8 protein-coding genes are annotated in these 11,954 nt (G+C 61.1%); 3 read left to right on the top strand and 5 right to left on the bottom strand.

From position 1 onward, the window contains the following. Window positions 1-20: 20 nt before the first annotated feature. Both ELE36_RS00730 and ELE36_RS00725 read right to left on the bottom strand, forming a co-directional pair. A complete protein-coding gene (locus ELE36_RS00730) occupies window positions 21-794 on the bottom strand; it encodes an isocitrate lyase/PEP mutase family protein (protein ID WP_129831277.1) in 774 nt (257 codons plus the stop codon). 37 nt (window positions 795-831) lie between these two features. Further along, on the bottom strand, window positions 832-1,836 hold the full coding sequence (locus tag ELE36_RS00725; RefSeq protein WP_207215832.1) for a saccharopine dehydrogenase family protein: 1,005 nt from the start codon (window positions 1,834-1,836) through the stop codon (window positions 832-834). Between the two features lie 98 nt (window positions 1,837-1,934). On the opposite strand from ELE36_RS00725, the gene ELE36_RS00720 reads away from it, so the two are divergent. Next, the gene (locus ELE36_RS00720) at window positions 1,935-2,537 is read left to right on the top strand and encodes a TetR/AcrR family transcriptional regulator (protein ID WP_129836525.1); all 603 of its coding nucleotides are present in this window, start codon (window positions 1,935-1,937) and stop codon (window positions 2,535-2,537) included. Window positions 2,538-2,807: 270 nt separating this feature from the next. Then, on the top strand, window positions 2,808-4,343 hold the full coding sequence (locus ELE36_RS00715) for a cation:proton antiporter (RefSeq protein ID WP_129831275.1): 1,536 nt from the start codon (window positions 2,808-2,810) through the stop codon (window positions 4,341-4,343). A 112-nt stretch (window positions 4,344-4,455) separates the two neighbouring features. Here ELE36_RS00715 and ELE36_RS00710 read toward each other — a convergent pair whose 3' ends face one another. After that, window positions 4,456-5,484: a hypothetical protein gene (locus tag ELE36_RS00710; RefSeq protein ID WP_129831274.1), complete on the bottom strand. Its 1,029-nt coding sequence runs from the start codon at window positions 5,482-5,484 to the stop codon at window positions 4,456-4,458. A gap of 192 nt (window positions 5,485-5,676) precedes the next feature. Here ELE36_RS00710 and ELE36_RS20210 point away from each other — a divergent pair, with 192 nt between their 5' ends. Next, the gene (locus tag ELE36_RS20210) at window positions 5,677-5,832 is read left to right on the top strand and encodes a hypothetical protein (RefSeq protein WP_165371409.1); all 156 of its coding nucleotides are present in this window, start codon (window positions 5,677-5,679) and stop codon (window positions 5,830-5,832) included. An 81-nt stretch (window positions 5,833-5,913) separates the two neighbouring features. On the opposite strand, the gene ELE36_RS00705 is transcribed toward ELE36_RS20210, so the two are convergent. Continuing rightward, window positions 5,914-7,353, bottom strand: coding sequence for an FAD-dependent oxidoreductase (locus ELE36_RS00705; RefSeq protein ID WP_129831273.1), 1,440 nt, complete (start codon window positions 7,351-7,353; stop codon window positions 5,914-5,916). Next, window positions 7,353-11,819, bottom strand: coding sequence for a glutamate synthase large subunit (gene gltB / locus ELE36_RS00700; RefSeq protein ID WP_129831271.1), 4,467 nt, complete (start codon window positions 11,817-11,819; stop codon window positions 7,353-7,355). The genes ELE36_RS00705 and gltB overlap by 1 nt, the downstream gene beginning before the upstream one ends. Window positions 11,820-11,954 lie beyond the last annotated feature (135 nt).

Here is an 11,954-nt window from a genome sequence, read left to right as displayed (position 1 = left end):
TTGGTCGCGACAGGTTGTGTTTACGCGGCTTGCCGGGCTTCGCGGATATCACGTGCGGCATTGCGTATGGCTTCCATGGCCAGCAAATAGGCGGCCGGCCCGTAGCTGATGCGGGCAACACCCGCGTCCGCCAGCTCACGCGCATGAGGCAGCCCTGGCATCGTCATCACGTTCAGTGGCAAGTCTGTGGTGTTGCACAATTCGCGAATCGCAGACAAGTCGACCAGACCGGGAACGAAGAAGCCGGAAGCGCCCGCGCGTGCATAGGCGGCGGCACGCGCCTTCGTTTCGGTCATGCCTTCGGGTGGCTTGACGCCGCTGCCGAGGAACATGTCGGTCCGTGCATTGATGAATAGGCGCACGCCACGCGCATCGGCCATGGCTCGGATCGCAGCGATACGCGCGCACTGTGCGTCGACACCATGCAAACCGCCCCCGCGTACGATGCGATCCTCGAAATTGATGCCCACTGCGCCGTAGTCCATCAACCGCGCCACGTTGCCGGCGCAAACTTGTGGATCATCGCTATACCCTGCCTCGATATCTACAGTCACAGGAGCATCGACCGCGCCGATGATGCGAGCGACAACTTGCTCGACGAATGCGAACGGCATCGACTCGCCATCGTCGTACCCTTGCGCCGCGGCGACAGCCCAACTGCTCGTCGCGATCGCGGGCGAACCCGCCTGCCGGATGGCCTTGGCGCTGCCGGCATCCCACGCGTTGTAAAGAACGAGAGGGCTACCTTTTACATGCAGAGCAGCCAACGATTCCGCCAGTTCTTTTTGTCGCATGACATATCTCCTCGGGTGGTTGGGTTGAGCCTTTGCATCAAGCCGCATTGAGCTCGAATATCAACTGTTCGGGCTTGAAGGAACGCAGGAAGTTTTCGGCATCGAATGCTTGCGCCAGGCTGAGCGTACCGCTTTGAACGAACGATGGCTGCAGCATGCGTGTTGCCGCCTCGACCACAAGCGGGGCCGTCACGGCGTAGATGTCCTGTCCCCGCGCGAGGGCGCGACGGCTACCTGCACCATCGTGCGCGACTACCTCGATGACGAAATTCTGCGCGGATCGCCCGAGGGTATCGATGGCTACCGGCGGTGGGGTCGCGTCATCACGCACGTCGCGCAGGGACGCCACGTTGAGATAAGCGCGCAGATTACGTACCTGCGGATGACGCGAGATCGTGATGATCTCGCTGAAAGGCATTTCTTCCATTTCCTGCAAGCCGTGCGGCGCACCGAAAGTCCATTGCGTCCTTGCCGCCGGGATCGTCATCGGCACGAGCCGGCCGTTCTCCAGCACGACGCGCGGGACTCGATTGCGCTCGCCGGTTTTGCGCGTCCCCTTGGTTGGCCACCAATGATCGAGCGCGATCGCAATGGTCATGTTATCGACGGCGTACTGGCCAATCAGTGCACTGGCGAGAAGATCGGCAAGGCCGCCATAAAAACCGGCGGCAGGAATGACGGCAACACCAGCGGCGCGGGCACGCTCATCGTAGCGTTCGAATATCGAAAGTGCGCTGGCCTGTTCTGCAGTGACATCCAGATACGCGCTGCCCACGCGCAGGGCAGCCTCAACGATGGGTGACGCCGTATCCAGGAAAGGGCCGGCGCAGTTGATGATCACGGCGCAGTCGGCGAACGCGCGATCCAGCGCCGCGGCATCGTCAATGCTTGCGATCCGCGCGATGACGCCCGCCGGAACGCTTGATATGTCGCGGCCCACCGCGAGCACGGGCAACCCGCGGCGCAGGAGCTCGCCAATTACGAAGCGTCCGGTGTGGCCGGTGGCGCCGTAGACGGCTACGAACGTGCTGTTTTTGTTCATTATCATCATCCTCAGTAATAGCTACAGACCTGTCTGTTCTTGCGAAGCTACAGAACGGTCTGTACCATGTCAATACCGAAGTTGATCAGTTGCTCGTCATGACCACGAAGCCTGTGCAAAACCCGCTGGATGTGCGTGAACGGATTCTGCAATGCGCGTCGGCTCTTTTTTATCGACAGGGCGTCCGCGCCGTTGGCGTCGACTTGGTGGTTGAGCACGCAGGTGTGGCAAAAACCAGCCTGTATCGACACTTCCGCACCAAAGACGATCTCGTTGTCGCGTTCCTGGAGCGCGAGGACATCGACTTCTGGGCAACCTGGGACGATGTCGCGGCCAAGTACTCGGATGATCCGGCCGACGAACTGGCGGCGCACATGCGCTGGATCGGTGAGCGTCTGTCGCGCTCGAATTATCGCGGTTGTCCGCAGATCAACGTCGCTGCCGAATTCGCAGAACAGGAGCATCCTGCCCGACAGGTGGCGCGCGCGCACATGCATGGGCTGCGCTCACGCCTGGCTGCCATCGCCAGGCGGCTTGATGTCGCCCACCCGGATATCCTGGCCGCGCAACTGGCTCTGCTGGTCAACGGCGCATTCGTCAGCTCGGAACTGCTTGCGACCGACGATGCAACCCGGATTCTTCTGACGTCGACACATGCACTGGTCGAAGCTGCGCGCGCGGCTGTAGTGCCAAAGGCCTGATATCGGGTCGCATCCAGTTCGCGCTCACGGTGTAGTCAATCGTGTCACCGATCGCTTGCGGCAACACCGGTGCCGTGACCTGCCAGGATAATGAGCGCCTCGCAGAAATAACGATGCCACTGGTGGCGAGGTTGCCACTGCCAGCACCAATGCAGGTCCAACCGGCGGTGAACGCGCGTCCAGGCAGAAAAATATGAGGTGCGGCTAAACCACCGAAATGCGGCCGTGCTAGCCTCATCCGCCCGAGAGCCGGCCGACACGAGGATCACGATGGCGCTGTTCCAAAGCGTATTGATGCTGATGCTGCTGGCGATCCTGTCGCTACAGGTTTCGCGACGCCTGCGGATTCCGTATCCGACCATGCTCGCGGTGGCGGGTCTGGGTGTGGCGATGCTGCCATCCGCGCCGACGATTGCGATCGAGCCGCGCCTGGTCATGGCATTGTTTATCGCCCCGGCGATTCTCGATGCAGCCTACGATTTTCCGCCACGCGCGATCCGCCGTCATTGGTTGCCGCTGTTCGCGCTCGCCGTGATCGCCGTGTTGCTGACCACCGCTGCGGTGGCGTGGGTCGGCATTGTCTACGCCGGGCTGCCGCTGGCCGCAGCGATTGCGCTCGGCGCGATTGTTGCCCCGCCCGATGCCGCCGCCGCAGCGGCAATGCTCGATCGACCCGACTTGCCGCGTTCGACGGTCACCGTATTGAAAGGCGAGAGCTTGTTGAACGACGCCGTCGCGTTGTTTGTCTTCAGTGTAGCGCTGCATATGGGCACGATGGATAGCGATGCGCAGCGCGCTATTCCGCAATTGGCGCTGGCGATTCCTGGTGGCTTGCTGCTCGGTATGGCGATGGGACGCCTGGCGACTATCACGATGCCGTTGCTCGCCGGAACGATGGGTGGAATCCTGTTTTCATTCGTCATCACGTTCGGCACATGGATACTCGCCGATCAGCTCGGTCTTTCCGCGATTCTTGCCATGGTCGCCGCCGCAATGACGGTCGCACGCCGATCCGACCGGCAAGCCGCACGCGATCGCATCCACTCCTATGCCGTGTGGGACCTTATGGTATTTGTGTTGAACGTGCTCGCGTTCTTGTTCGTCGGTTTGCAGGCACGTGCGATCGTGCAGACGCTCGACGACTCCGAGCTGCATCACGCCATTGGTTTTGCGGCACTGGTTTTTGCAACTGTCGTCGGCGTGCGCATCCTCTGGGTGATGCTCTACAACCGCCTGGTGCAACCGGTCTATCGCTGGCTTGGCTACGGCGCGGGGCCGACGTTGAAGCAGGGCATCGTCGCATCGTGGTGCGGCATGCGCGGCATGGTCACGCTCGCCGCCGCCCTCGCATTACCCGAGACATTTCCACAGCGTGGTCTGGTTGTGCTGAGTGCATTGGCCGTCGTGCTCGGCACGCTGATCGTGCAAGGAATTACGCTGGGGCCGCTGATCCGCCTGCTGCGCTTTCCCATCGAGACGACGCAACGCGATGAACTGGAGCGCGCGCGTCTTGCGCTCACCGCCGTCGCGGAGGCCGAATTCGACAAAGCCGGCGACGCCGCCGCCGCACTTTTACGGGAAGAATTACGCCTCGAACAAATCGCTCTGCAAAGCCCATACCGGCAATCGGAGAACCCGGTCGACACGCTGCGCCTGAGCACAATCCGCACGCAACGCGCAGCGCTCTGGCGCATGCTGCGAGATAACGTCATTGACGACGAAACCTATGACGTACTTGAGCGTGAACTGGATCTTGGCGAACTCGCGGCATCGCGACGCCAGCCGTTCGACCTTGTCGACGGCTAGGCGTTGACCGATCGGGCGCGGCTCGCTCGATCAACGTGCGTGATTTTTCCGGATGCTCACGAAATCAGCTGATAGCAGTCGGCTTGGTAGTGATGGATTTCGAAAAGTTTGCCTAGCGCTGTGTGGCAGCTTCACAGCTGCTCGGTTGCGCGTGCTTCGCATGCAGTTTTTCCGGGTCCGGATTTTGTGCCACGCAGAACGATACCGTGTCTGCTGAATAGTCGGCACCGCGCGTCAACTGGATAGCGGGCTCGGCAAGTTCGCGAAACTCGAATCGCACTTCGCCACCGCGCGTGACCGTGCCAATGAGATATCCGTAGACATGCTCGCGTGCATCGGGGCCGGCGATCACATCCGGCGGCAGTGGATAGCGTTCGGCGCCCGCGGTACCTACGACCCATCCGGGCAAAACAACCCCACCGTGATCGGCATCACGCCAGTGATCGGTGTCGTAGATGTTGGCCAGGTAATAGTGCGAGTGGCTGGCGAGCAGATAGACGTGCTTCGATTTCTTTTCGGCCTCGACCAACTTCGCATACGTTCTCGTGCCGCTCTCGCGACCGCTGATCGAGCCGCACATGCTGTGGCTGTCGGATTTGCTGTAGGGCAACGATTCATGCATTCCCACCACCAACGTGGTGATGGCCGGATTTTGCATATCCGCATCGACAATTGCATTGAACCAAGCCATCTGCACCGTATCGAAAGTATCGTCGCTGGCGTTGTCGAGATTGATGAAATCGATGCCGCGTTCGATCCAGTGATAATAGGTTCTCGGCGCTGGCGTCTGTTTCAACAGGCCATAAAGCGCGGCGTCGTTGCTGCGCTGTTGCTTGAGCTCCGGGCGATCAAGCAGCGATTGAAACTCGATGAGAAATTGGGTGCGCGTTTTCGGCGCGATGGTTTCGTGGTTGCCAATGCCGATAAAGAATGGCGTGTTTGCGAAAGGCTGCACCTGATGCTGGCTGAAATCGGTCCACGCAGTACGCAGATAATCGTCGAGGCTCGGCGGTGGCGAGAATGCCTTGAAGCGCTCTTCGCGCGCGTAGTCTTCATCCACTTTGTAGATCGCGCGCAAATCACCGAGATGCCAGTAGAACGCCGCGCCATCTTTGCGCGCTCCCGCCGCGATGGCGGGCATCACGACATTGCCGCAGTTGCGCGAATCACCGGATACCGCGAACGTCCAAGTTGCGTCCGCCCTTTGCCGCGACGCGGAGCTCGTTCGTTGCTGCGCGCAGCCTGGCGATGACAAAGTGAAAAGTAGAAGTACCCCCAAGGCCGAGACTAATCGCGTCGATGTGGTCACAGCTTTCCCCTGCGGTTCGGATGAATGCCCAGTCTACTGCACAGCCAGCAGGATGGCGTCGCTGCGTGGCGTGGCGTGGCCGAGGTGCCAACGTCGGCGGGGCAGCACGAAATGGCATTGACGACGGACAATTTCAACAACGATTTCGCCAGCTTCAAGCCGACCACGCTCGAGGTTTAGTATGACTCTCCGGTCTATGCTGGGCGATATCTGAAACGGCACGCCCCAAGCTCCGTGACGATTACGGCACTGCGTCAAGAATCAGGCGGCGTGCGCCGCTGCGGTTAAGCCCAGCTCGATCAGGATCGACCTCGCCGCCTCGCGGCCATCGTGCACTGCGCGCACCACCAGATCGGCGCCGCGCACCATGTCGCCGCCAGCGAAGATGCGCGGGTGATCGGTCTGGAATGGCAGGCGTTGTTCGGCGCCGAAACCGCCGACACGCAGGCGCTCGTTGTCGTGCAAGGTCACACCGTGTGCGGCGAGCCATGGCGGTGGATCGGGCTGGAAACCGAACGCGAGGATGACCGCATCGGCGGCGATATCGGTTTCGCTGCCGGGCACATGTTCGGGCCGCGCACGACCGTGACCGTCTTTCACGAGGCGCGTTTCGACCATACGCACGCCGGTGACGCGGTCATCGCCGAGAATCGCGATCGGCTGACGATTGAACAGGAAATGCACGCCTTCGTCGCGACTGTTTTTTACTTCCCGACGAGAGCCAGGCATGTTGATTTCGTCGCGCCGATAAACGCAGCTCACGCGCGCCGCGCCCTGGCGGATCGCGGTGCGATTGCAATCCATGCCGGTATCGCCGCCACCGAGCACGACCACACGCTGGCCACTCAGATCGAAATGCGGCTCGGCGAGCGCGGTATCGCCAGCGAGCAATTGCCGCACATTGCTGACCAGATACGGCAGCGCTGCATGCACGCCCGGTAGATGCTGGCCGGGGATGGCGCCATCGACAAATCGATACGTGCCAAGGCCGAGAAACACGGCGTCGTAATCGCGCAGCAATTCGGAAAATTCAATGTCACGACCGATCTCGCAGTTCAAGCGAAATTCCACACCCATGCCTTCGAGCACAGCGCGCCGTGTGCCGATGATATTTTTCTCGAGCTTGAACGGTGGGATGCCAAACGTCAGCAGACCACCGATTTCTTCGTAGCGATCAAACACCACGGCTTGCACGCCGGCGCGCGCAAGACGATCAGCGGCGGAAATTCCGGCGGGTCCGGCGCCGATGATCGCCACGCGTTTGCCGGTGGCTTTGACTTGTGAAAGATCGGGGCGCCAGCCTTGGCGAAACGCTTCATCGACGACATATTTTTCGATGCCACCGATCGTCACCGCACCAAAACCTTCGTTGATCGTGCACGCGCCTTCGCACAGTCGATCCTGCGGGCAGACACGGCCGCAGACTTCCGGCAACGGGTTGGTTTCGTGCATCAAGGTCGCGGCTTCGAAAATGCGACCATCCTGCACCAGCTTGAGCCAGTTCGGAATGTAGTTGTGCACCGGGCATTGCCACTCGCAATACGGGTTGCCGCAATCGAGACAGCGCGCTGCCTGTTCGGCGGATTGGCCGGGTTCGAAATCGCCGTAGATTTCATCGTAACCAAGCACACGCACCTGCACCGGCACTTCGCGCGGCATCACCCGCGGCACGGTCAGGAATTTGAAAACATCGGTACTCATCAGGCGGCTCGCTTCAGGGCGTCGATCAGTGATTCGAGGCTCGCGGCCTTCGGTTTCACCAACCAGAATTTGTGCAGGTATTCGCGGAATTCGTCGAGGATCTGCTGACCCCAGACGCTGCCGGTTTCGCGGACGTGGGCGATGATCAAACCGCGCAGATTCTGCACGTGATTTTCCATGCCCTCGTGACCGATGCGATGGATGTCGATGAGTTCGTGGTTGTAGCGATCGACAAAATCACGCTCCTGATCGAGCACGTAAGCGAAGCCGCCAGTGAACCCAGCGCCAAAGTTCAAACCGGTGCGGCCGAGCACGACCACGGTGCCGCCGGTCATGTATTCGCAGCAATGATCGCCGGCGCCTTCGATCACCGCGACCGTGCCGGAATTGCGCACCGCAAATCGTTCGCCGGCCTGGCCTGCGGCATACAACTCGCCGCCGGTGGCGCCGTATAAACAGGTGTTGCCGATGATCACGGTCTTGCGCGCCTCGAAGCGTGCCAGCGCGGGCGGATACAACACGATCTTGCCATCGGCCATGCCTTTGCCGACGCCGTCGTTGGCTTCGCCTTCGAGATAAATATGGACGCCGCCGGCATTCCACGCACCGAGGCTTTGCCCGGCGCTGCCGCGCAGGCGCAGCACGATCGGCGCGTCGCGCATGCCGTGATTGCCGTAGCGTCGCGCGACATCGCCGGACAATCGCGCGCCGAGGGTTCGATCGGTATTGCGCACCGGATACGCAAACTCGCCGCCACGTTTGGCGTCGAGCGCTTCGAGCGTATCGACGCTGATGCGCGCGGCGAGCGTGCCCGGATCGCGCGGCATATTGCGCGTCGAAACACACGTCTGCGCGACCTCGATGCCGAGTCCGTTATCGCTGAGCAACGGCGACAGATCGAGCTGAGTTTGCTTGATGCTGTTGCCGACTTTTTGCCTCAGCAAATCGGTGCGACCGACCAGCTCTTCGAGCGAGCGCATGCCGAGCATCGACAACAATTCGCGCACATCTTGGGCTACGAAGCGGAAATAATTCATGACCATTTCCGGCAGCCCGGTGAAGTGCAGCTTGCGCAACACTTCATGCTGGGTGGCGACGCCGGTGGCGCAATTGTTGAGATGACAAATACGCAGATATTTGCAGCCGAGCGCAACCATCGGCCCAGTGCCGAAACCGAAACTTTCCGCGCCGAGTATCGCGGCCTTGATCACGTCGAGGCCAGTTTTCAAACCGCCGTCGGTCTGCAGCCGCACCTTGTGCCGCAAGCCATTCAGTCGCAGCGTCTGATGCGCTTCGCTCAAGCCGAGCTCCCACGGACCACCGGCGTATTTGATCGACGATAGCGGGCTCGCACCGGTGCCGCCGTCGTAGCCGGAAATCGTGATCAGATCGGCATACGCCTTGACCACGCCGGCGGCGATCGTGCCGACACCAGCGTGCGCGACCAGCTTGACCGAAACCAGCGCGTCCGGATTGATCTGCTTGAGGTCGTAGATCAGTTCGGCGAGGTCTTCGATCGAATAAATATCGTGATGCGGCGGCGGTGAAATCAGGCCGATACCGGGCTTGGCGTAGCGCAAGCGCGCGATCATCTCGTTGACCTTGTGACCGGGCAACTGGCCGCCTTCGCCGGGCTTGGCACCTTGTGCGATCTTGATCTGCAGCACTTCGGCGTTGATCAGATACTCTGGCGTGACGCCGAAACGGCCCGACGCGACTTGCTTGATCTTCGAAGATTTCTCGGTGCCGTAACGCAACGGATCTTCGCCGCCTTCGCCCGAGTTGGAACGTGCACCGAGCCGGTTCATCGCAATCGCAAGCGCCTCATGTGCCTCGGGCGACAACGCGCCGAGCGACATGCCGGCGGAATCAAAACGCTTCAGGATCGAATCGATCGGCTCGACGTCGTTGAGCGGAATCGCAGTGCGGCCTTCGCGAAATTCGAGCAGGTCGCGCAAGGTCGATGGTGCACGCGAGTTCACGTGATCAGCGTAGATGCGGTAATCGATGTAATCACCGCTGCGCACCGCCGCCTGCAGGCTCGCGATCACATCCGGGTTGTACATATGATATTCGCCGCCGTGCATGAATTTCAGCAGGCCGCCGGGCAATAAAGTTTCAGCCTCGTTCCACGCATCGAACACCTGTTGTTTCATTTCGCGTTCGATGTCGATGAAACCCGCCCCGCCGATGCGCGACGGCGTACCGGCAAAACAGCGTGCGACAACTTCATCCGACAAACCGACGATCTCGAACAAACCCGCGCCGCGATAACCGGCGATGGTCGAGATGCCCATTTTCGACAGGATTTTCAGCAAGCCTTTGCGAATGCCGCGGCGATAGCTGCGGCCGAGTTCGCGCGGTTCGCCATCGCTCTTGCCACTGATCAAACCATCGCGACCGAGATCGAACAAGGTTTGGTACGCCAGATATGGATATACCGCCGTGGCGCCGTAACCGATCAGGCACGCGAACTGGTGTGGGTCGCGCGCGCTGCCGGTTTCAACCAGCAGGTTGCAATCGCAACGCAGACCGGTAGCGATGAGGTGCTGATGAATCGACGCCGTCACGAGCAACGAATGCGCGACCAGCATGTCGGGTTTCGGATAACGATCGCTGATGAAGACCAGCACCGCGCCGTTGCGCACGGCCGCTTCGGCGGCGCTGCAATAACGATCGAGCGCGGCGGCGAGGCCTTCTTTTTCCTCGTAATAAATATCGATGAAAACCTGCGCTTCGCGGAATTGCGGCAAGCTGAGAATTTGCCGCAGTTTGCGCTGCGAAAGAATCGGTGAATTCAGCAGCACCTGATGCGCGTTTTCCGGCGACAGGTCGAACACGTTGCTCTCGCGCCCGATCTGCGTCGCCAGCGACATCACCAGACTTTCGCGCAGCGGATCGATCGGCGGATTGGTGACCTGCGCAAATGCCTGGCGGAAATAATCGTAGAGCGAGCGCGACTGCAGCGACAACACCGCGAACGGTGTGTCGTCGCCCATCGAACCGGTCGCTTCGGCCTCGGTTTCGGCCAGCACTTTCAGCACCGAATCGCGTTCTTCGCGCGTCAGCGCAAACAGTTTCTGGAAACGTTTCAGCGTCGGTTTGTCAAACGGCTCGGCGGCCAGGCTCGGATCGATCAGGTCGGATTCGAGAAACGTCACGCCGTTGCGCAGCCATTGCTTGAACGGCGCACGCGCGCGATTAACCGCGTCGATCGCGGCCTCGTCGAGCAGGCGATGTTCCTTCATGTCGATCGCGATCATCTGCCCCGGGCCAAGCCTGCCCTTGGCGACGATATGGTCATCCGGCACATCCCAGATGCCGGCCTCGGAAGCGATGATGAAATGCCGGTCCGCCGATAGCGCCCAGCGCGCCGGACGCAAACCGTTGCGATCGAGCGTGCAAGCAGCGTAGCGGCCATCGCACAACACGATGCCAGCCGGGCCGTCCCACGGCTCGGTATGCAGTGCGTAATATTCGTAGAACGCTTCGAGATCCTGATCGATATCCTCGCGCGCATTCCACGCCGGCGGAATCAGGATGCGCATCGCCGCGAGCACATCCAGGCCACCGGCCAGCAGCACTTCGAGCATGTTGTCGAGCGACTGCGAATCCGAGCCGTCCATGCTGACGATCGGATCGAGTCCGCTGAAATCTACCAGCGGCGAAGCGAGTTTTGGCGCGCGCGCGGCGGCCCAGCTGCGATTAGCCTGGATCGTGTTGATCTCGCCGTTGTGCGCGAGCAGGCGGAACGGTTGCGCGAGTTTCCAGCGCGGCTGGGTATTGGTCGAAAAACGTTGGTGAAACGTCGCCGCACTCGCGGCCAGCGCCGGATGCGCGAGGTCGCTGTAAAACGCGCGTAACGCACCCGGCATCACCATCGCCTTGTAGCCGATGGTGTGCGCGGACAAGGTCACGACATAAAAGTGCTCATCATGCCTGAGTGCTTTTTCGGCAAGGCGGCGCGCGCGGAACAAGGCGCGTTCAAACACCGCCTCGCTCATGTCGGCGGGCGCGTTGACGAAGATTTGCGCAATCTCCGGGCGCACGGCCGCGGCGAGTTCTCCGCACGCTTCAAGATCAAGCGGCACCTCGCGCCAGCCGGCCACATTCAATCCGATCGCTTCGAGCTGTTTGCCAAGTTCGGCTTTCGCGGCGGTGGCTGCAGCGGTATTGGGCTTCAGAAAAACCACACCGGCGGCGAAGCGTTCCGCAACCACGATGCCGGATTCTTCGGCCAGCGCCCGCAGCCATGCTGTCGGACGATACAACAGCAGGCCGCAGCCGTCGCCGGTCTTGCCATCGGCGCCGACCGCGCCGCGATGTGACATGCGTTCGAGCGCGCTGAGCGCGGTATCGACCAGCGTGCTGCTGGCGCGATCGTCCAGACTCGCGATCAGACCGAAGCCGCAGCTATCGTGTTCGAAGGCGGCATCGTAAAGACCTGATTTGCGGAGTAACGGCATGGCTGGCGCTCGAGCTGGCGGGGTGACGGCACGCCTGGCCCACGTCTGTGTTGTGGCGCTGGATGGTTTCAAATCCCGATCAGGTCAAGCCGCGCAAAGCAGCCCGAAGCAGGAACGCTCCAGGCTGTACGTACA

Origin of the sequence: Pseudolysobacter antarcticus (assembly GCF_004168365.1) — a bacterium.
Lineage (GTDB): Bacteria > Pseudomonadota > Gammaproteobacteria > Xanthomonadales > Rhodanobacteraceae > Pseudolysobacter > Pseudolysobacter antarcticus.
The sequence above is the reverse complement of the archived record's forward strand: the minus strand, read 5'-3'. Positions and strand labels throughout refer to the sequence as shown.

Coding starts and splice junctions, on each gene's coding strand:
- gltB (WP_129831271.1), bottom strand. CDS start 11,819: ATGCCGTTACTCCGCAAATCAGGTCTTTACGATGCCGCCTTCGAACAC.
- ELE36_RS00710 (WP_129831274.1), bottom strand. CDS start 5,484: ATGCCCGCCATCGCGGCGGGAGCGCGCAAAGATGGCGCGGCGTTCTAC.
- ELE36_RS00730 (WP_129831277.1), bottom strand. CDS start 794: ATGCGACAAAAAGAACTGGCGGAATCGTTGGCTGCTCTGCATGTAAAA.
- ELE36_RS00715 (WP_129831275.1), top strand. CDS start 2,808: ATGGCGCTGTTCCAAAGCGTATTGATGCTGATGCTGCTGGCGATCCTG.
- ELE36_RS00720 (WP_129836525.1), top strand. CDS start 1,935: ATGACCACGAAGCCTGTGCAAAACCCGCTGGATGTGCGTGAACGGATT.
- ELE36_RS00705 (WP_129831273.1), bottom strand. CDS start 7,353: ATGAGTACCGATGTTTTCAAATTCCTGACCGTGCCGCGGGTGATGCCG.
- ELE36_RS20210 (WP_165371409.1), top strand. CDS start 5,677: ATGCCCAGTCTACTGCACAGCCAGCAGGATGGCGTCGCTGCGTGGCGT.
- ELE36_RS00725 (WP_207215832.1), bottom strand. CDS start 1,836: ATGAACAAAAACAGCACGTTCGTAGCCGTCTACGGCGCCACCGGCCAC.